The sequence below is a fragment of the Caldanaerobacter subterraneus subsp. tengcongensis MB4 genome, from assembly GCF_000007085.1.
GTDB classification, from domain to species: domain Bacteria; phylum Bacillota; class Thermoanaerobacteria; order Thermoanaerobacterales; family Thermoanaerobacteraceae; genus Thermoanaerobacter; species Thermoanaerobacter subterraneus.
Genome location: NC_003869.1, coordinates 1,688,554 through 1,708,075 on the forward strand (window position 1 = coordinate 1,688,554; position 19,522 = coordinate 1,708,075).

Here is a 19,522-nt window from a genome sequence, read left to right on the forward strand (position 1 = left end):
AACAGCATGTCAAGAGGATTGATTTTTTCAAAGTTTTCTAGTATATTTGGAAAATAGAAAAACAGCTAATATTTCAAAGTAGGGGGCAATGGCATTGGCAACAGGTGCAAAATACTATCACTCCTGCATAAACTGCGGAGGAATAAACACGGACACAAGAAATGAAAAAGGCTTACCTTGTGAGGTGTGCTTGCCGTTTGAAGATGGAGATGTCCTAAAAGGTTTGAAACTCAACAACAGTCTTAAAGGATATGAAAAATACTGGAATTTAAATCAACAATACAAGGAATTTGAAGAATTTTTCTTTTCAAAAATAAACAAAAAGCCCACCGGGTATCAAAGATTCTGGGCAAAGCGGCTTTTACTCTCAAAAAGCTTTACACTCGTTGCTCCAACTGGAGTCGGCAAAACTACATTTGGACTAATTTCAGCTCTTTGGATTGCAAAAAAAGGCGGTAAAGTAGCTCTCGTTTTCCCCACGGTCTCACTGGTAGAACAGGCAGCAAAGAGGTTGATTGAATTTTCTAAAGAAGATGAAGATGTGAATATTCTCTTTTATACGTCTTCGCTGAAAAAAAAGGAAAGGGAAAAATTTGAAAAAAACTTTTCTGAAGGAAACTACGACATACTGGTAATCTCATCCCAGTTCATATCCAAAAGAAAAGAGCAGCTTTCTCAAAAAGTTTTTGACCTCGTATTTGTGGATGACGTAGATGCAGTTTTGAAATCATCGAAAAATATTGACACACTTCTTAATATGATAGGAATCTCACAAAAAGCGATAGACTCAACTTTAGACAATCTAAAAAAAGGTAACAATTCCGATAAAATTCAAATTGAAGAAAAAGCTCCAAAAGGAAGGTTAATCGTCTCTTCTGCCACCGCAAAACCAAAAGGCATAAAACCCCTTTTATTTAGAGAACTTTTGGGTTTTGAAATCGGAAGATTTACTACCAGTGCACGGAATATAACAAACGTGAGAATAAAAGAAAAATCGCTAGAAAAATTGCTCTATATAATTAACCTCTTAAAAGACGGAATCCTGCTCTTTGTACCCACAGAAGAAGAAGGGAAAGAAATTGCAAACTATTTAGAAGAACATGGAGTAAAATTAGGTAAAACATGGGAAGATTTTGAGAAATCTTTTGAAAAATTTAAGGAGGGAAGCCTACAGCTTCTATGTGGCATATACTCTTACTACGGAAAATTAGTAAGGGGAATTGACTTGCCTTTAAGGATCAAATTTGCAGTATTTTGGGGAACTCCCTCTTTTAAATTCAGCACAAAGTTAGAAAATGCTCCCAGATTTATTCTAGAAAGAAATTTTCAGGATTATTTAGAAAACAACCCAAAATTGAAGGCCTACTTCAAAGACCTGCAGAGGCTTTCAACAGAAAAGCTCAGAAAATCTGTAGAAAAATACATATCACCTGAAACCTGGGAAAAACTCATACAGAAAAATTTCCCCACTACAAAATTTGATAAAGAGAAAAATCTCATAGTAATACCTGATGTGTACACATACATCCAGGCTTCTGGAAGGACTTCGAGAATATTCGGTACATCTCTCACCAAAGGAATTTCCATACTCTTTGAGGAAGACGATTCCTTATTTGAACTTTTAAAGGCAAGACTTCTCTACCTCACCGAGGAAGAGTGGACAGAAGAAGGTGAAATTGAGCATTTAGTGAAAGAAGCAGAAGAAACTAGAAAAGCCATTTCAACAGACAGCTCTTCTAAAGACATGAAATCTAGAATGATAATCGTCGAATCTCCTACAAAGGCCCAAACTATTTCAAAATTTTTAGAAAAATCTTCTACAAGAAGATACGGGTCTTTAATGGTACACGAGTCAATAACACAGGAAGGTATTTTGCTTTTAACTGCATCAAAAGGACATTTGTATGATTTGGAGACAAAAACAGGGCTGCACGGCGTGGAGATAAATGATGGCAGATTCATTCCTTACTACAACTCCATAAAGCGTTGTAGTTCCTGCGGAGCTCAGTTTACAGATGAACTACCCCGTTGCCCCTACTGCAATTCAGACAAGATTGATGATAAGAAAAAAATTTTAGAAGCTTTAAGGGACATCGCGATGGAAGTAGATGAAGTGATAATTGCCACAGACCCAGACGTGGAAGGCGAAAAAATTGGGTGGGATATCTCCCAATATATAAAACCGGTAAATAAAAACGTTCAGCGCATTGAAATGCACGAAATTACAAAATTTGGCTTCGATAAGGCCATAAGAAATCGGAGAAACTGTGATGTGAATCTTGTAAAGTCGCAAATTGTGAGGAGAATCGAAGATAGATGGGTAGGATTTGAACTGAGCTTGCGGCTTCAGAAAAATTTTCAAAACTCTAATTTATCTGCAGGAAGAGTGCAAAGCACCGTTCTCGGGTGGATTTTAGAAAAAGAAATAGAACACAGTAAAAGCAAAAAAACTGTAACTCAGTTCACACTGGATAATGGATTTAAATTTGAAGTAGATGGAAAAATAGATGTAGACGAGGTAGAAGTGGAGATAGTAGAAGAAAAAGAACAGGCGCTTTCTCCCTTACCACCTTTTAATACTCCTTCTTTGTTGACAGCTGCTTCTCAGCAATTTAAACTGCCTGTGCAGCAGATAATGGAAATACTCCAGACGCTTTTTGAGCTAGGCTTTATAACTTATCACAGAACAGACTCCACCAGAATTTCTTCTACAGGACAGAAAATAGCGCGGTCATACCTTGAGAAAATAGGTAAAATTACCCTTTTGTCTGAAAGAGAATGGGGTAAAGAAGGAGCTCATGAGGCCATAAGACCGGTAAAACCGATATCTCCAGAAGAATTATCTGAATTCATCACAGAAAAAATAGCTGCCTATTTAAGTCCCATGCACATAAAAGTGTATTCTTTGATATTCAATAGATTCATGGCAAGCCAAATGACATCCCCTGTCGTGATAAATCAAAAAATTTTGATTAAGAATGGTTCTTTTCAGGTAGAAAGGGAGGTGCCAGTAAAATTACAAGAAGAAGGATGGAATATTTTTAACCCAATAACAGTCTATACACCCTTTGAAGAGAAAAAATACTCAGTAGTTTCTAAGAGGACTTACACTACTCACACAGTTCCCCTTTTCACACAAGCTTCTTTGATTGAAGAAATGCAAAAAAGAAATATAGGCAGGCCCTCCACATATGCAAAAATAGTAGATATACTTTTCAAAAGGAAGTATATAATTGAGGACGTTTATAAAAGGCTTAGAACCACTGCTTTGGGAAGAAAGGTCTATTCGTACTTGTCAGAAAGATATATGAACTACATAAACGAAGAAACTACCCGCCAATTGGAAAAGCTCATGGAATCAGTCGAAACAGGAGAAAAAGATTACCAGAGTGTTTTAAAAAACTTATATGAAGAATTAAACGAGATTCTAATAAAAAATTAAAAACTTTGGCACCAAAACAGCAAAAAATAGAAAAAACGGTCCTTTGATAGGACCGTCAAAGTCTTAATTTTACTATGGTGGGGTCAACAGGAGTCGAACCTGTGACCTCTGCGATGTGAGCGCAGCGCTCTGACCAGCTGAGCTATGACCCCACCGCTTCTTTATTTATTATAATACAATTTCAAAGCACATGCAAGGAGATTTTATTTGGCAAGTTCATATATTGCGTGAGCGTAAATTTTTGCGTTTAATATCAGGTCTTCAATTTCTATGTACTCATCAGCCTGATGAGCCAGCTCTGGTTTTCCTGGGAAAACAGGACCAAAAGCTACAGTATTCGGCATTTCTTTGGCATAAGTTCCACCACCTATAGCCAAAAGCTCTGCTTTCTGTCCCGTCTGCTCTTCATAAACCTTACTTAAAATCTTTATCAAGGGATGATCAGGTGGGAAATACAAAGGCGGCTGGTGCAGCATATCCTCTATTCTCATACCCTGACCTTTTATCTTCTCCTCAAAAATGTTCATCCAGTCTTCATACTTGTGCTTGACAGGATATCTTATATTCAATCCCAATACTCCCTTGTCCTCATCTATCGAAACAGTTCCCACATTAAAGGTGAGCTCTCCTGTCTCATCTTTTAGGTATATTCCAAAAGTTTTGCCATTAGTCTCCATGCCAACATTCGTCGCAAAGAAGTGTATAAAGTCCTTCACATCGCTTTCATCTAAATTTATTCTATCCAAAAAGAGGAATAGTTGCATTATTGCGTTTTTCCCGAGATGTGGAAGGCTTCCATGGGCAGGTATCCCAAAAGACTTTATTACTAAATCGCCTTCCTTCTCCTCAAATTTAAGGTCATACCCCGTTTCTCTTACAAAAGCTTCTAATTCATTCAAAATCTCTTTCTTGGTATTTTCCTCTTCAACCTTAAGCCTCGCCTCACAGTAACCGGGGACCACATTGGGCCTTTCTCCACCTTTGATGTATTTTACCACTATTCTACTTGGCTTTTTATTAAAATCTTTGACCACATTGAACATTGTTATTCCTTTTTCTGCATGTATAATCGGGTACTGTGCATCAGGAGTAAAGCCCATTGTGGGAGCTTCATCGTGTTCCAGATAATATTTTATCTCATGGGACCCTGTTTCTTCATTAGTCCCGAAAATAATCCTCACTCTTTTCGAAAGCTTAAGGCCTGCATCTTTTATGGCTTTTAGGCCATATAAAGCAGCGATTATTGGCCCTTTGTCGTCCACAGTACCTCTCCCATATATCTTTCCGTCGTGTATCTCAGCTCCATAGGGCGGATATGTCCACCCATCCCCTTCAGGCACTACATCCAGGTGCCCCAGCACTGCAATCATTTCTTCTCCTTCACCGTACTCTGCATACCCTATATAGCCGTCCAGGTTCTTAGTTTTAAATCCCAACCTTTCTGCAATTTCAAGCGCTTTCTCTAGCGCTCTTGCAACGCCTTCTCCGTACGGCATACCTGGTTTCGGTTCATCCTGCACGCTTTTTATTCTGACTAATTCCTGAACGGATTTTATGATTTCATCCCTCATGCTGTCTATGTAAGAGTTTAAATCCATAAAAATCCCCCCAACAAATTGGTAATTTACATATCTATTATATACTCAAACTTAAATGTTTTCAACATTTTTTACCGCGCACCTATTTTCTGGTCAATTACTTTCCAGAAAGAGGGGGTTTCAAAACCAATCCTCCACACACATATTCCATGGAGATTATACCTTTTTGCCACTTCTATTTTTTCTGCCAATGTATATGAATTCTCAAACCAAACCTCCCTTGTGGTACCGGTTATTTTGTCATAGTAAGTATAGTAGGGTTCTTGGTACTTATCACTCCATTTTATCTCAATCCCCTGAAGTTTTGCCTTTGTCATGATTTCTTTGGTAGGCCTTGAGAAACCTCCGCTTTTGCTTGCAGGCCAGTCATAGCCATAAGTAGCAACCCCAAGGCATATCTGCTCAGGCTTAAACCCTTCATTGAGGGCATCCTTTACATTATACTCTACCCACTGTTCCGGTGAAACAGGACCAGGAGGAGTAGAAGCATTATGCCTGTCATAAGTCATCAATGTAACGTGGTCCACCAAATGCGCTAGTTCTCTATAATCGTATATTCCGGATATTTCTTTTGGCACTTGATAGTGAGGTATAACTGATATGTCCAATATTTTTCCTTCTTTTTTGACAAGAGGCTTTAACTTAGCCACAAAGGCCGTCAGATAATCCTTGTCCTTTACATAATTCTTTTCTCCATGAGGTATGAACTCAAAGTCTATGTTGTACCCGTCAAAATCGTGCTTTTTTAGAAGAACTACCAATTGAGAGATGACTTTGTCGCGAATATTGGGGTCTAAAAGCACTTCATCCTTGCTATTGGCAACATTCACCAGGGGAACTACTTTTATACCCTGTTTTTTGGCGTAGTTTAAGGCCTGCGGATTAGTAGAGTCCTTTACTGTCCCATCTCCCTCAACTGTTAGCCAAAGCGGTGAAAGCGTATCTATGTATTTGGAATATCTCACTAGAGACTGATAAGAATTGTCATACCCTTGAGAATCCATGTAAAATCCCACAACTTGCAATTTCTTACCCTTAACCCCAGCAAAAGGCTTAAAAAACTGTTTTTGTGTCCCACTCTTGCATCCATTTAAAAAAATCAAACTGACCACTATAAAAATTACCAAAATTGTCATTATGAGATTTTTTCTCTTCATAAAAAGGCATAACCTCCTCACTTTTGTGATTCGGTTATATATTTTGCAAGAAGTGAAAATTTTATGTATAAAAAACTAAGTATAACCTTTCGTCAAAGTTTCATCTAATCTTGCAATTTCTTAAATTAAAAAGGGGTACTATCATACCCCTACAGTTTGTTGACAAAGTCTTTCTTATTTAAGTGGCATTTTGTGTTAATGCTCCAGAGTTGCAAAGCGACTAAACTAAGGCTCACTTTTCGGGCTCAGGCGGGGTACCGGCCAATTCGCCTTTCAGGCTCAGGTGGCCGCTCGCTTTGCTCGCCCCGCCTTCGCTCCTCAAGTTCGCCAAGTTTAGTTACCGCTTTGACAACAAGTCGCATTTACACACAAAATGCCACTTCTTTATTTTGTCAACAGTCTGAAGGGGTACTATCATACCCCTAGTTTTTCTCTCAAAGGCTTAGCTAGAGTAAAAATCCTTTCATTTGTATATTCATCGTAATACTTAAGGTCACGGGGGATTTCATGCCTTGGGGTTAAGTCTTTAATTCCTTTCAGAGCCACAAAAAAAGTCCACAAATCGCTAAAAGAGGGGATGTAATCGGCATAGGGAATTACAAAAGGAAATACTTCTTTGAGAATCTCATAGATGTGGCAAAAGCCGACATTTTTAACTTTCGAAAAAGCTGATGTCCCCTGCACTACCACAGTAGCTTTTTCGCCTAAAATTTCATAAAGCCTTTTATAAAAGTCTAACTGGTGAACACTCCTAGCAGGCCCATCTAAATCATCTGTTACATCTACTATAGCTACATCAAAGGGTTCGCCTCTATAATTTTTTATAAATTCTGCTACATCTTGATATACAAGTCTCACACGCTTGTCATCAATAGGTGTTTTACCCAAGTGTTTCTGACAGAGGGCAACTACTTCTTTATCTATATCAACACCTATTACCTCTTTTACTGTCGGGTATTTTAAAACTTCTCTTACGCTCTTCCCCTCTCCTACCCCGCATATCAAAACTCTCTTAGGAGAAGGGTGAACACGCATAGCTGGATGCACCAAAAGTTCATGGTATATAAATTCATCTGATTCTGTTGACTGAAGGCTGCCGTCTAAAAATAAACTCTTTCCCCAAGTTTCAAGTTCTACAATGTCTATCTTCTGATACAGTGACTGATGTTCTATAATAACAGACTTTACTTTGTAAACTCTATAGCCTCCTTCCACATCTGGCTCCCAGTAAAACTCTTTAGATGAGTCCAATCCCCACTTTCCATTTAGATTTTTCAACCCCACTCCCACCTCCAATTTTAATATCACGCCTTAAAATATTATACCATATTGAAAAGTATTCGCCAAACAGCTCCAGGAATTATTGCCTTATAATTCCATAAATTAAGCATGAAAAAAACCAAGTCACCAGAATAAAGCTGAAAAAATTCTGGCACCAAAATGGCATCAAAACAGCAAAAAAAGTAAAAAAAAAACGGGCTCTCGTGAGCCCTGAAAGCCTTCATTTTCATATGGTGGGGTCAACAGGACTTGAACCTGTGGCCTCTACGATGTCAACGTAGCGCTCTAACCAGCTGAGCTATGACCCCATCATCTGTCTGTTTTTATTATAATACAATCTCTTAAGATATGCAACTCCCTAATTTGACAAAACTATTGTCATATAGATTTTTTGTGTTGTATCATACTCTTAAAAGCAACACATTCTGAAAGGAGGAAAAAAGATGGGGAAAAAGCTCTACATAGGGACATCCGGTTGGGCATACTCCCACTGGAAAGAAATTTTTTATCCTTCTAACCTTCCTTATGAAGAAAGGCTTAGCTTTTATTCAAAGCATTTTCTGAGCGCTGAAGTAAATTCTTCTTTCTACCACTTACCTCAAGAAAAAACTTTGATGAAATGGTATACCTCTACTCCTGAAGGTTTCATCTTTTCTGTAAAAGCCTCCCGCCACATAACTCACTTAAAAAAACTTTGTGATGTGGAAGAAGCGTGGAACAATTTCAAAAAAAGGATAGACCTGTTGAAGGACAAGTTAGGACCTATTCTCCTGCAATTCCCTCCAAGTTTTAAAAAAGACCAAGAAAATGTAGAAAAAATCATAAACTTTTTAAGAGGGAAAGAAAACTACAAATTTGCCTTGGAATTCAGGCATAAAAGCTGGCTTGATGAAGAAGTCTATGACCTTATGAGGAAATTGAAAGTCGCCTGGGTAATAGCAGATTCCTCCCGGTATCCTAAGGCAAAAGTTGTCACAGCAGATTTTGCTTACATTAGAATGCATGGGCCTGAAGCTTTGTTCAGTTCCTCCTATTCAGAAGAAGAACTTGAGGAATTGGCAAAAGACATAGAAGAATATTTAAAAAATTGCGATGAAATTTACGTGTATTTCAACAATGACGTCAACGGCTGCGCAATTCAAAATGCCAAAACTTTAATAAAACTCACGGCACATATGCTTTGAGAAATTTAGCTTTTCCTTTAACTTTGTATTTATCTACAAAAGCGGGTATGACAATAGTTTCTCCTGCCTTTACTACTTTTGTCCCTTCTTCCCACTCTACCTCTAATATGCCTTCCACAGAAGTAAGAGTTTCAAATCTGTCATAAGTTTCAAACTCCATTTTTTCAGCCAGTTCAATTATCTCAACGTTAAAATATGGGGATTCAACTGCTCTTGCAATACGCCCTCCTTTTATTTCTTCAAACATAGGCACTATCTTATCTGATTTGAGTTCAAAATCTATTACATCAAGTGCTTTATCTACATGGAGCTCTCTTTTTCTGCCTTTTTCGTCCACTCTGTTGTAGTCATAGACCCTGTAGGTCAAATCGGAATTCTGCTGAATTTCGCATATCAAAATGCCTTCGCCTATCGCATGTACCATCCCAGCAGGAATGTAGACAACATCTCCCGCCTTGACTTCTACTTCTTTTAGACATTCTTCTAGTCTTTCCTCTTCTAAAAGTTTTATAAATTCTTCTCTTGTGGTACCTTCTTTTAGACCACAGACCAATTTGGCACCCGGCTTAGCATCTATTATGTACCACATCTCTGTCTTACCCGAATCACCATTTTCGTACTTGTAGGCGTATTCGTCATCAGGGTGAACTTGAACTGAGAGTTTATCCTGCGCATCTATGATTTTTATGAGGAGAGGAAACCTTTCGTATTTTTTCCCCTTCCCATAGAGACTTTCAGCAAATTCCAACGCCACATCGCTTATCTTTTTCCCGTCAAATTCTCCTCCATCAATTACACTAACTGCCGTCCTATTGTCAGACACTGTCCAGAGTTCCCCTATTTTTTTGCCTTCAGGAATATCAAACCCAAACCTCTCTTTTAAAGCAGTTCCTCCCCATATTCTCTCCATAAATATTGGCTTAAACTTAAGAGGTTCCATAAAATATCTCTCCTTTCTAAATAGATAATAGTAAAGTGGCATTTTCAAATGCCACTTTACTATGCAATCTCCAGAGCAATCTTAACCATGTCCATGAAAGTTTTCTGCCTCTCCTCAGCTGAGGTCGCTTCACCTGTAACCAAACTGTCGCTTACAGTAAGTATAGTAAGAGCATCAACCCCATACTTGGCAGCCAAAGTGTAAAGCCCCGCTGTCTCCATTTCTACAGCCAACACTCCAAATTTTGCCCAAAGCCTCCAGCTCTCTGGGTCGTCATGGTAGAAAGTATCTGTAGTAAGTATATTTCCAACTTTTGGCTCTATCCCCATTTCAACAGCCTTGTCATAGGCTTTTTTCAAAAGCTTAAAACTTGCCGTAGGAGCGTAATCCATTCCATTAAAACGTATTTTATTTATAGCAGAGTCAGTTGAGGCGCTCATAGCAATCACAATATCTCTTATCTTTATGTCTGGCTGTAATGAACCGCATGTACCTATTCTTATCAAGTTTTTCACGCCGTAACTTGTTATAAGTTCATTCACATAAATGGATATAGAAGGCACCCCCATTCCTGTTCCTTGCACTGACACTCTTTTCCCCTTGTAATATCCGGTGAAGCCGTACATACCTCTGACTTCATTGTAGCACTTTGCATCTTCCAGTAAATTTTCTGCTATATATTTAGCCCTCAATGGGTCTCCCGGAAGCAGTACTGTTTCGGCAATGTCTCCTTCTTTTGCTCCAATATGTATGCTCATGTATTTCCTCCTCTCTATGAGTTTCGCTAAATATAATATTAACAAAAAAACGTTTTTAAATCAAACAAAAAGTAAAAAACGACAAAAACCCCTTTAACAAACTATTCACAATTTTTGTGCTGGCAAAATAGTGGCAAATAAAAAATCCCGTCCCCGGGAAAGCAGAATTTTTCAGCATGTGAGCAAGTCCGTAAGCCGAGTTCTGTTTTAGATGGCCATCTATCTAGGGTATCAGTTGCCTGATACCTCTAGCGGCTTAACCCGAGGGAAATGGCGGGCCACCTACTCCCTCCTATTTGCCTTGCTCCGGGTGGGGTTTACCTAGCCAGCCGGTCGCCCGGCTGCTGGTGCGCTCTTACCGCACCGTTGCACCCTTACCCGACGCCTTTGAAAGCGTCAGGCGGTCTACATTTCTGTGGCACTTTCCTTGGAGTCGCCTCCACCGGGTGTTACCCGGCACCCTGCCCTGTGGAGCTCGGACTTTCCTCGTGCGAGGCAAATGCCTCGCCCGCGGCCATCCGACTTACTCACATGCATTGTATATCATTTTTTATATCAGACAATGATATATTACCACAGGCTTTTGCTATTGTCAAGCCTTACTTAAAGGCATGTAAAAGGGTCTTTTTGAACTTCACTTACAAAGACCTCTATTTCATGCCCTTGTTTTTGAGTTTCATCAATCAAGTATTCTGCGATAAACCTCACTGCTATGTTTTCTGTGGCAAAATGGCCAGCATCAATCAAAGCTAAACCGAGGTGCTGGGCTTCTACCGCATCGTGATAGCCTATATCGGCAGTTATTAAAACATCCGCTCCTTTCATAACAGCCTTATGAATTAGGCTTGCACCACTTCCACCGCATACAGCAACTTTTTTAACTCTTCTTTCTAAATCGCCAACCACCTTGAGAGATTCAGCTTTAAGCTTTGCTTTGACCTTTAAGGCTAATTCTTTCAAAGTCGTCTCTTCAATGACTCCTATTCTTCCAAGTCCGTACTCTTCCCTGAGATTTGCCAGTGAATAAACGTCATAAGCAACTTCTTCATAGGGATGGACTCTTAGCATGGCGTTTATCACTTTATCCAAATATTTTTGTGGAACTACTGTTTCCAGTCTTATTTCTTCTACCTTTTCTAACTTCCCTACTTCCCCAATAAATGGGTCGGCTCCCTCCATAGGTTTGAAAGTGCCTGTGCCTTCTACCTGAAAAGTGGAATCGCTGTAATTTCCTATAAAACCTGCTCCTGCGCTGCACATGGCATTCCGCACTACATCTTCATATCCCTTGGGCACGTACACAACGACTTTTTTATAATCTTCTGAATATGTGACATCTAGAACTTCTCTTTCGTAAATCCCCAATATATTGCACAAGATGTCATTCATGCCATTTGGTGCTATATCAAAAGAAGTATGAGCTGCATAAAGGGAAATCTCATGTTTGATAAGTTTCATGACAAGCATGCCGACTGGCGTATCGGATCTGACAGATTTTATAGACTTAAAAATCAGCGGATGATGAGTCACAATCATATCTACTTTTTTCTCTATAGCTTCTTCAACAACTTCATGAGTGGCATCAAGTGCTACTAGTATCTTCGAAACATCCTGTAAAGGGTCTCCTACAATTAACCCCACATTGTCCCAATCCTGGGCAAATTTGCGCGGCGCAAGCCTATCCATTATAGAAACTATTGTTTGGCATTTCACTGCCATCGCCCAACACCTCAAGCTTTTTTATTTTCTCTTCTAAGCCTTTTCTCTTTGGATCTCCAGGTGGAATTTTATTCAAAATCCTTCGAATTTTTTGTATCTTGTAAAGCAAAAACTCTTTAAGAAGGGGATGATTTTTTTCTACGAGTTTTGGCCCTATTTCGTAATATACGTCATTTTCAATCTTTTGTCTACCATGTTCTGCTATTATAATCTCATAAAACTTGCCTCTTTCTTTTACTAAATCTTCCTCAGAAATTTTATAGCCGTTCTGAACTAGATATCTCCTTAATTTATCAGCATCCCTCATTGGCTGAAAAATGAATTTTTTTATAGTTTGTGCTATCTCTTTCCCTTCTGTGAGGATTTTTATTATCAAAAGCCCACCCATACCTGCAATAATCGCAACTTCCACCTCTCCAGGTGTGAGCACCTTTAATCCGTCCCCTAATCTGGTCTCTATAAACATCTCTAAGTTTTTATTTTTTATATTGTCAATCGCCTTATTGAGGGAACCGCAATTTAAATCAGTTGCTATAACGTATTTAGCAATTTTATTCTCAACAAGATAAATGGGTATAAACCCATGGTCAGTGCCAATATCAGCTACTCTTACCTCTGGCGGAATGTATTTAGTGATAGCTTTTAGACGCTCTGGAAGTCTCATACAATCCTCCAAAACAAAAAAATAAAAAGCATTTGACAACCTCAAATGCTTTTTTTATCGAGATGGTGGGCCTTCAGGGATTCGAACCCCGGACCAATCGGTTATGAGCCGACCGCTCTGCCAGCTGAGCTAAAGGCCCAAAAAGTGGCTCCTCAGGTAGGATTCGAACCTACAACCTGCCGGTTAACAGCCGGCTGCTCTACCCTTGAGCTACTGAGGAATACGCTAATATTAATTATAATGATTTTTGCGAGATTGTCAAGAAGCCATCATCAATCGAGAAAATCTTTTAATTTTTTGGACCTTGAAGGATGCCTCAATTTTCTCAAAGCTTTTGCTTCAATCTGCCTTATTCTCTCTCTTGTGACGTTAAATTCTTTGCCAACTTCTTCAAGAGTTCTAGCTCGTCCATCGTCAAGTCCAAACCTTAACCGCAATACCTTCTCCTCCCTAGGAGTCAGCGTATCTAAAACATCCATGAGTTGCTCTTTCAGCATGGTGTAAGCTGCAGCTTCTGCAGGAGCCGGAGCATCTTCATCAGGTATGAAATCTCCCAAGTGACTGTCTTCCTCTTCACCTATAGGAGTCTCAAGAGAAACTGGTTCTTGAGCTATTTTGAGAATTTCTCTGACTTTTTCTTCAGGCATTCCCATTTCTTTTGCCAATTCTTCAGGGGTAGGTTCACGGCCTAATTCCTGGAGCAATTGCCTTTGCACCCTTATCAATTTGTTTATAGTTTCTACCATGTGCACAGGAATTCTTATCGTCCTAGCTTGATCAGCTATAGCTCTAGTTATAGCCTGTCTGATCCACCATGTAGCATAGGTGCTGAATTTATACCCTTTTCTGTAGTCAAATTTTTCTACGGCCTTCAAAAGCCCGAGATTACCCTCTTGTATCAAGTCTAAAAAGAGCATGCCACGCCCTACGTACCTTTTTGCAATGCTTACCACCAACCTCAAATTAGCTTCTATCAGGCGCTTTTTCGCTTCTTCATCTCCCTGCTCTATTCTTTTTGCCAATTCAATTTCTTCTTCTGGAGTGAGTAGAGGTATCTTGCCGATTTCTTTGAGGTACATCCTCACAGGGTCATCTATGCTGACTCCCTCAGGAAGAGAGAGGTCGTCCAAATTGAGGTCCTCTTCTGATATTTCTTCCTGTCGGGGTTCATCTCCTACTATTTCTATTCCCATATCTTCAAAAGTGTCATATACTTTTTCGATTTGGTCAGGATTTAAATCTATATCCTCAAGGGAGTCCATTATTTCATTGTAAGTGAGCATTCCGGTTTTTTTCCCTTTATTTATAAGTTCATTAATGGCTTCTCTTGCTAATTCTTCATTGTTACTCATAGATTTCCCCTCCCTATGGGTTTCTCTCTTTCTGCCCATCTTTTATCTTAAGCATCTCCTTTTCACAATTTTGAAGTTTAATAAGAAGCTCTCTCTCTTTTTCTACATCCCCCAGAAGATGAGCATTTAATATCTCTTTTCTTATCTCTTCTCTCTTTCTTGCAAGATTATTTAGCAAAATCTTCTGCAGGATGTCATCCACCATTTGCGAAAGGTCCTCCGCTTCAAAAAGGGCTTTTACTATATCGTTAAAATCTGAAATTAAGTTATCTTCCTCCTGAATAAGGTATACTATATCTTTTATTTGAACCTGTTTTCCTCCCTCTAAACTCGATACTATTTCCTCAAAGATAGGTTTTAACTTGGAGTCCTCCAACATATCCGGTTTAATTACACCTTTTATCTTGTGATACAAATTATTATCGTGTAAAAGCAATGCAATTAAGTACTTTTCTGGTGATATTTTACTGCTACTGTATATATTATGCCTTATATTGCCAGTCCTATACATAAATTTTTGTTTTTTTTCGGTTTCCCTCTTGACAAATCGGTCAACCTCTGTTCTAACAGCATTTTCAGGTATTTGAGCAGTTTTAGCAGCAGCTGAAATATAAACTTCTCTTTTCACTTCGTCAGAAATTTTTGCTATTTCACTTGCAATTTTTTTAACATATATTATTCTATCTTCAACTTTTTCAAAGTCAAAACCTTTTTTGAAAATTTTCGACTTAAACTCTATCAAACTTTCAGCATTTTCAACAAGCCTTCTAAAGGCCTCGCTTCCCTCTTTTTTAATAAATTCATCAGGGTCTTTCCCTTCAGGTATGCTCAGCACTTTTATATTTATATTCAATTTTTCTAAAATGTCAAGTCCCCTCAACGTAGCATTAACCCCAGCTTCATCAGCATCATAAGCAATCACGACATTTTTCTTGTATCTTTTTATAAGCCTTGCCTGATCTTCAGTCAAAGCGGTCCCCAAAGACGCAACAGCACAGTCAATACCTGCCTGATGCAGAGAAATTGCATCCATATATCCTTCCACTATTATAAACTTGTCATCTTGGGTTTTTTTCGCAAAGTTTATAGCAAAAAGAGTCTTGCCTTTTTTAAAGATTTCAGTCTCAGGTGTATTAAGATATTTAGGCAAAGAATCATCCAGGGCTCGTCCCCCAAATCCTACCACATTGCCCCTTACATCGATGATAGGAAACATGACCCTATCTTTAAACCTGTCATAGTATTTGCCACTTTTATAAACCACAAGTCCTGCTTTGCTTAAAAAATTTTCTTTATATCCTTTTCCTTTTAAGAAATTAAGGAGGTCATCATTTGAGGGAGCATACCCTATGCCAAATTTTTTTATTGTAGTGCTGCTAAGTCCTCTACTCTTTAAGTATTCTAAAGCTTTGACTCCTTCTTCTGAAAAGAGTTTCCGATGAAAAAACAAAGCAGCTATTTTATTTACTCTGTATATTTCCTCAATTATCTTCTTCCTCTTGGCCTCTTCTTCACTTAAATCTACTTCTTCTAGAGGAATCCCTGCTCTTTCAGCCAAAAATTCAATAGCCTCTTTAAAGCTTAAATTTTCAATATCCATTATAAAGGTCACTACATTGCCACTGGCATTGCAACCAAAACAATGGTATACCTGTTTAGTAGGGCTTACCATAAAAGATGGCGTCTTCTCCCTGTGAAAAGGGCAGAGTCCCCGAAATTCCTTTCCAGCTCTTTTGAGCTCTACATAGTCAGAAATCACATCTACAATGTCATTGGCCTCTATCACCTTTTCAATGGACTCTCTCGTATAAGCCATCAATATCACCTAATTATTCTATTCGACAGAAATTGTTAAATTCCTCTTTTTATGACGTCCAATATATATTCGACAAAAAATTAAAAAATCCTTCTTTTATAAGTCAAAAATATTTTGCTCAAACCACGGGCTAGGCAGAAAAATTTCCTTGTACTTTAAAAGAGCGTATTTATCTGTCATTCCCGCAATATAGTCAGCTACAGCCCTCTCTCTTCCATAAATTTCGGCAAGTCTTACAAACTCTTTAGGCATTTTATCTACATTGTCATAGAAATAATAAAAAAGCTGCTCAACAACTCTTTTGGCTTTTTCTTCATCTCTTTTGGCTTTCGAGCCAATATATACCTTTTCGAACAGAAAAGCCCTTAACTGATATGTCGCCTCATATATCTCCTTGCTCATGGAAACCTCTGGTTTCCCCATGCTGTTATAAATGACATCCCTCACCATTGTGTCTATCCTCTTGCCATGCTTATCCCCCAAAATAGCTATCAAATCCTTCGGCAAATCCTCTGGTTTTAGTACTCTCCCTCTTATAGCATCGTCTATATCGTGATTTATATATGCTATCTTATCAGAAATCTGCACCACTTGCCCTTCCAAAGTACTGGGTTTTCCTCCAGTAGAATGGTTTAATATCCCATCCTTCACTTCCCAAGTAAGATTAAGCCCCTTTCCGTCATTTTCTAAAACTTCTACCACTCTTATGCTCTGCTCGCTGTGTCTGAATCCACCTTTTAAGAGTTTATTTAGGACTTCTTCTCCAGAATGCCCAAAAGGAGTATGACCCAAATCGTGTCCTAAGGCAATCGCTTCTGTCAAGTCTTCATTCAGTCTTAAAGCCCTCGCTATTGTGCGGGCAATTTGTGCTACCTCCAGTGTGTGAGTTAACCTTGTCCTGTAGTGGTCCCCTTCCGGAGAAATAAAAACCTGTGTCTTATGGCTTAATCTTCTAAAGGCTTTACTGTGAATTATTCTGTCCCTATCTCTTTGAAAATCAGTCCTTATGTCGCACTTTTCTTCTTCTCTGGCTCTTCCACGGCTTTCTCGGCTTTTCGCAGCATATGGAGAAAGGAGCTTGTATTCCAGCTCCTCTGTAATTTCTCTAACTTTCATCCGACCACCTGGCCTTTTTAAATAGTAAAAATAAAAACCCATAAAAGGGTTTTTATCGTTTATCTTGCCATCAATATTGTAAGTATTATCGATAAAACTATAAAAAGTGTAGCACCGATTACTGTAAGCCTTTCTAAAGTACCCTCTAAAGTTTTCGCCTTGTGTTTGCCAAAGAAAGTTTCCGCTCCACCAGCAATTACTCCTGAAATTCCTGCACTTTTCCCTTTTTGAAGGAGCACTATAACTATCAAAAATATGCTAACCAGAACCTGCATAACCATAAGCACTGTCGTCAGCATGTTCACACCGCCTCATTTAAAATTTTTAAGCCCAATAATGCCACAGTATATATTATACAAGTACATCTTTTACAAATCAAGAGGAAATTTAGAAAAGGGGACGCGAAAAGTCCCCTTTAAGCTTTTTTTATTTTCTGATGTTGTAGAAAGCATTTTTTCCAGGATACTGGGCCACGCTTCCCAATGCTTCTTCTATTCTTAATAATTGGTTATATTTTGCAACTCTATCGGTCCTTGCTGGAGCACCTGTTTTGATCTGACCTACATTTGTAGCTACTACTAAATCAGCAATAGTTGTATCTTCCGTCTCTCCTGACCTGTGAGATACGATAGCAGTGTAGCCTGCCCTTTTAGCCATTTCAATGGCATCCAATGTCTCTGTCAGAGTACCTATCTGATTGAGCTTTATGAGTATTGAATTTGCAACTCCCATGTTAATGCCTTTTGAGAGCCTTTCCGTATTCGTCACAAATAGGTCGTCTCCTACTAGCTGCACCTTTTTGCCCAATCTTTCAGTTAAGAGTTTCCATCCGTTCCAGTCTTCCTCTGCAAGTCCATCTTCTATAGAAACAATGGGGTATTTGCTGACGAGCTGCTCCCAGAACTCTATCATTTCCTCAGAAGTTCTCACAATTCCCTCTCCTTCAAAATGGTATTTCCCATCTTCTTTGTACATTTCAGTGGCCGCAGGGTCCAACGCTAAAACTATGTCTTCCCCAGGTACATATCCGGCTTTTTCTATAGCCTCAAGTATTACTTTAATTGCCTCTTCATTCGATGTAAGGTTAGGCGCAAAACCTCCCTCATCGCCAACTGTAGTGCTCAATCCCTTGGAGTGAAGCACATTTTTCAGGCTGTGATAAACTTCTGAACACATCCTTAAAGCCTCTTTAAAATTGGGAGCTCCTACAGGCATAATCATAAACTCTTGTATATCTACATTGTTGTCAGCATGCTTTCCGCCATTTAGTATGTTCATCATTGGAACAGGAAGTGTCTTAGCATTTACGCCCCCTAAATACTGGTACAGAGGAAGACCCAGCTCTTCTGCTGCCGCTTTTGCAACTGCCAAAGACACACCTAAAATAGCATTTGCTCCTAACTTGCTTTTATTGGGCGTTCCATCCAGTTCAATCATAGCTTTATCAATTGCTACCTGGTCCTGTGCTTCCATACCAATTAATTCTGGCGCAATAATGTCATTTACATTCTGTACTGCTTTCAATACGCCTTTTCCTAAGTATCTTGACTTATCTCCATCTCTTAACTCAATTGCTTCAAAAGCCCCAGTAGAAGCCCCAGACGGTACAGCAGCTCTTCCCACTGCACCACTGTCTAATTCAACTTCTACCTCAATCGTAGGATTGCCACGAGAATCTAATATTTCCCTCGCATAAATATCAATAATTGATGACATACCACTTCCCCTTTCTATGTAAAATTTAGTAATTCACAATCTTTGCAAAATCCTCAGCCACAAGGCTGGCACCGCCAACCAAAGCTCCGTCTATATCGCTTTCTGCCATGAAACCAGAGATGTTATCAGGTTTCACACTTCCTCCGTACTGTATTCTCACCATTTCAGCCTTATCTTTCCCATAAAGTTCTGCTATTGTATTCCTTATAGCTTTTATAACCTCATTGGCGTCCTGTGGAGTAGCATTTTTACCCGTCCCTATTGCCCAAACAGGCTCATAAGCGATGACTACTTTTGTTATATCTTCCTCAGATACGCCTTTTAAAGCTTCCCTTGTCTGAGTTAAAACTACATCGTAAGTTTTTCCTTCCTCTCTTTGAGAAAGAGATTCTCCTACACAGACGATAGGTTTTAAATCGTGTGAAAGGGCAGACAACACTTTTTTATTCACCATTTCATCTGTCTCTTTAAAATACTGCCTTCTTTCAGAATGGCCAATTACCACATAAGTTACTCCTATTTCTTTTAGCATTACAGGTGAAATTTCTCCTGTGTAAGCCCCCTTTTCTTCCCAGAACATGTTTTGTGCTCCCAGCAATATATTAGTACCTTTTATGACTCTAGCAACTTCTGTCAAATCTACAAAAGGGGGAATTACTACTACTTCGGCTTTTGCATCTTTTACTAGAGGAATCAGCTCTTCTACCAATTTCACTGCCTCTGAAGGGGTCTTATGCATTTTCCAATTTCCTGCAATTATAGGCCTTCTCAAAACAAAA

The 19,522-nt window shown here is 39.0% G+C and carries 15 protein-coding genes, 4 tRNA genes and 1 other RNA gene; 2 read left to right on the forward strand and 18 right to left on the reverse strand.

Annotated features, from left to right (window positions below; translation table 11 throughout):
- Nucleotides 1-88: 88 nt before the first annotated feature.
- Nucleotides 89-3,442 (forward strand): reverse gyrase, encoded by a 3,354-nt coding sequence (gene rgy / locus TTE_RS08365; protein ID WP_011025941.1) that lies wholly within the window; start codon nucleotides 89-91, stop codon nucleotides 3,440-3,442.
- Nucleotides 3,443-3,517: 75 nt separating this feature from the next.
- On the opposite strand, the gene TTE_RS08370 is transcribed toward rgy, so the two are convergent.
- The 5 genes from TTE_RS08370 to TTE_RS08395 all read right to left on the reverse strand — a co-directional run bounded on the left by TTE_RS08370 (nucleotide 3,518) and on the right by TTE_RS08395 (nucleotide 7,786).
- Nucleotides 3,518-3,594 (reverse strand) — tRNA-Val (locus TTE_RS08370).
- 51 nt (nucleotides 3,595-3,645) lie between these two features.
- Complete coding sequence (gene pepV, locus TTE_RS08375) at nucleotides 3,646-5,040, reverse strand: dipeptidase PepV (protein ID WP_011025942.1); 1,395 nt, start codon at nucleotides 5,038-5,040, stop codon at nucleotides 3,646-3,648.
- A gap of 71 nt (nucleotides 5,041-5,111) precedes the next feature.
- Nucleotides 5,112-6,197, reverse strand: a complete 1,086-nt coding sequence (locus tag TTE_RS08380) for a glycosyl hydrolase family 18 protein (protein WP_011025943.1) — start codon at nucleotides 6,195-6,197, stop codon at nucleotides 5,112-5,114.
- 414 nt (nucleotides 6,198-6,611) lie between these two features.
- The gene (locus TTE_RS08385; protein ID WP_226990127.1) at nucleotides 6,612-7,481 is read right to left on the reverse strand and encodes a methyltransferase domain-containing protein; all 870 of its coding nucleotides are present in this window, start codon (nucleotides 7,479-7,481) and stop codon (nucleotides 6,612-6,614) included.
- 228 nt (nucleotides 7,482-7,709) lie between these two features.
- Nucleotides 7,710-7,786, reverse strand: a tRNA-Val gene (locus tag TTE_RS08395).
- Between the two features lie 135 nt (nucleotides 7,787-7,921).
- Between TTE_RS08395 and TTE_RS08400 the strand changes: the two genes are divergently transcribed.
- Nucleotides 7,922-8,662, forward strand: coding sequence for a DUF72 domain-containing protein (locus TTE_RS08400; protein WP_011025946.1), 741 nt, complete (start codon nucleotides 7,922-7,924; stop codon nucleotides 8,660-8,662).
- On the opposite strand, the gene TTE_RS08405 is transcribed toward TTE_RS08400, so the two are convergent.
- From TTE_RS08405 to tpiA, 13 genes are all read right to left on the reverse strand, one after another.
- A complete protein-coding gene (locus tag TTE_RS08405) occupies nucleotides 8,643-9,602 on the reverse strand; it encodes a type I phosphomannose isomerase catalytic subunit (RefSeq protein WP_011025947.1) in 960 nt (319 codons plus the stop codon). The two genes, TTE_RS08400 and TTE_RS08405, sit on opposite strands and share 20 nt — an antisense overlap.
- A 59-nt stretch (nucleotides 9,603-9,661) precedes the next feature.
- Nucleotides 9,662-10,360, reverse strand: a complete 699-nt coding sequence (gene deoD / locus TTE_RS08410) for a purine-nucleoside phosphorylase (protein WP_011025948.1) — start codon at nucleotides 10,358-10,360, stop codon at nucleotides 9,662-9,664.
- A gap of 175 nt (nucleotides 10,361-10,535) precedes the next feature.
- Nucleotides 10,536-10,890, reverse strand: an RNA gene (gene rnpB / locus TTE_RS13375) — RNase P RNA component class A.
- Between the two features lie 73 nt (nucleotides 10,891-10,963).
- The gene (locus TTE_RS08415; RefSeq protein WP_041587178.1) at nucleotides 10,964-12,079 is read right to left on the reverse strand and encodes a Nif3-like dinuclear metal center hexameric protein; all 1,116 of its coding nucleotides are present in this window, start codon (nucleotides 12,077-12,079) and stop codon (nucleotides 10,964-10,966) included.
- Complete coding sequence (locus tag TTE_RS08420; protein WP_011025950.1) at nucleotides 12,039-12,743, reverse strand: tRNA (adenine(22)-N(1))-methyltransferase; 705 nt, start codon at nucleotides 12,741-12,743, stop codon at nucleotides 12,039-12,041. The genes TTE_RS08415 and TTE_RS08420 overlap by 41 nt, the downstream gene beginning before the upstream one ends.
- A gap of 63 nt (nucleotides 12,744-12,806) precedes the next feature.
- Nucleotides 12,807-12,882, reverse strand: a tRNA-Ile gene (locus TTE_RS08425).
- Between the two features lie 6 nt (nucleotides 12,883-12,888).
- Nucleotides 12,889-12,963 (reverse strand) — tRNA-Asn (locus tag TTE_RS08430).
- Nucleotides 12,964-13,015: 52 nt separating this feature from the next.
- Entirely contained in the window at nucleotides 13,016-14,095 is a 1,080-nt protein-coding gene (rpoD, locus tag TTE_RS08435) for an RNA polymerase sigma factor RpoD (protein WP_041587179.1), read from the reverse strand.
- 13 nt (nucleotides 14,096-14,108) lie between these two features.
- Nucleotides 14,109-15,911 (reverse strand): DNA primase, encoded by a 1,803-nt coding sequence (dnaG, locus tag TTE_RS08440; protein WP_011025952.1) that lies wholly within the window; start codon nucleotides 15,909-15,911, stop codon nucleotides 14,109-14,111.
- A 96-nt stretch (nucleotides 15,912-16,007) separates the two neighbouring features.
- Nucleotides 16,008-17,027 carry a deoxyguanosinetriphosphate triphosphohydrolase gene (locus tag TTE_RS08445; RefSeq protein WP_011025953.1) on the reverse strand — a complete coding sequence of 340 codons (1,020 nt, stop codon included), beginning with the start codon at nucleotides 17,025-17,027 and terminating at the stop codon, nucleotides 16,008-16,010.
- A 59-nt stretch (nucleotides 17,028-17,086) separates the two neighbouring features.
- Nucleotides 17,087-17,326: a preprotein translocase subunit SecG gene (gene secG, locus TTE_RS08450; protein WP_011025954.1), complete on the reverse strand. Its 240-nt coding sequence runs from the start codon at nucleotides 17,324-17,326 to the stop codon at nucleotides 17,087-17,089.
- Between the two features lie 127 nt (nucleotides 17,327-17,453).
- The gene (gene eno / locus TTE_RS08455) at nucleotides 17,454-18,743 is read right to left on the reverse strand and encodes a phosphopyruvate hydratase (protein WP_011025955.1); all 1,290 of its coding nucleotides are present in this window, start codon (nucleotides 18,741-18,743) and stop codon (nucleotides 17,454-17,456) included.
- A 25-nt stretch (nucleotides 18,744-18,768) separates the two neighbouring features.
- Complete coding sequence (gene tpiA, locus TTE_RS08460; RefSeq protein ID WP_011025956.1) at nucleotides 18,769-19,515, reverse strand: triose-phosphate isomerase; 747 nt, start codon at nucleotides 19,513-19,515, stop codon at nucleotides 18,769-18,771.
- Between the last annotated feature and the right edge of the window lie 7 nt (nucleotides 19,516-19,522).

Bases quoted from the DNA above. Each gene is read 5' to 3' on its own strand.
- TTE_RS08420 (WP_011025950.1), bottom strand. From the start codon at position 12,743: ATGAGACTTCCAGAGCGTCTAAAAGCTATCACTAAATACATTCCGCCA.
- eno (WP_011025955.1), bottom strand. From the start codon at position 18,743: ATGTCATCAATTATTGATATTTATGCGAGGGAAATATTAGATTCTCGT.
- TTE_RS08445 (WP_011025953.1), bottom strand. From the start codon at position 17,027: ATGAAAGTTAGAGAAATTACAGAGGAGCTGGAATACAAGCTCCTTTCT.
- dnaG (WP_011025952.1), bottom strand. From the start codon at position 15,911: ATGGCTTATACGAGAGAGTCCATTGAAAAGGTGATAGAGGCCAATGAC.
- deoD (WP_011025948.1), bottom strand. From the start codon at position 10,360: ATGAGCATACATATTGGAGCAAAAGAAGGAGACATTGCCGAAACAGTA.
- TTE_RS08405 (WP_011025947.1), bottom strand. From the start codon at position 9,602: ATGGAACCTCTTAAGTTTAAGCCAATATTTATGGAGAGAATATGGGGA.
- rpoD (WP_041587179.1), bottom strand. From the start codon at position 14,095: ATGAGTAACAATGAAGAATTAGCAAGAGAAGCCATTAATGAACTTATA.
- secG (WP_011025954.1), bottom strand. From the start codon at position 17,326: ATGCTGACGACAGTGCTTATGGTTATGCAGGTTCTGGTTAGCATATTT.
- TTE_RS08400 (WP_011025946.1), top strand. From the start codon at position 7,922: ATGGGGAAAAAGCTCTACATAGGGACATCCGGTTGGGCATACTCCCAC.
- TTE_RS08380 (WP_011025943.1), bottom strand. From the start codon at position 6,197: ATGAAGAGAAAAAATCTCATAATGACAATTTTGGTAATTTTTATAGTG.
- pepV (WP_011025942.1), bottom strand. From the start codon at position 5,040: ATGGATTTAAACTCTTACATAGACAGCATGAGGGATGAAATCATAAAA.
- TTE_RS08415 (WP_041587178.1), bottom strand. From the start codon at position 12,079: ATGGCAGTGAAATGCCAAACAATAGTTTCTATAATGGATAGGCTTGCG.
- rgy (WP_011025941.1), top strand. From the start codon at position 89: ATGGCATTGGCAACAGGTGCAAAATACTATCACTCCTGCATAAACTGC.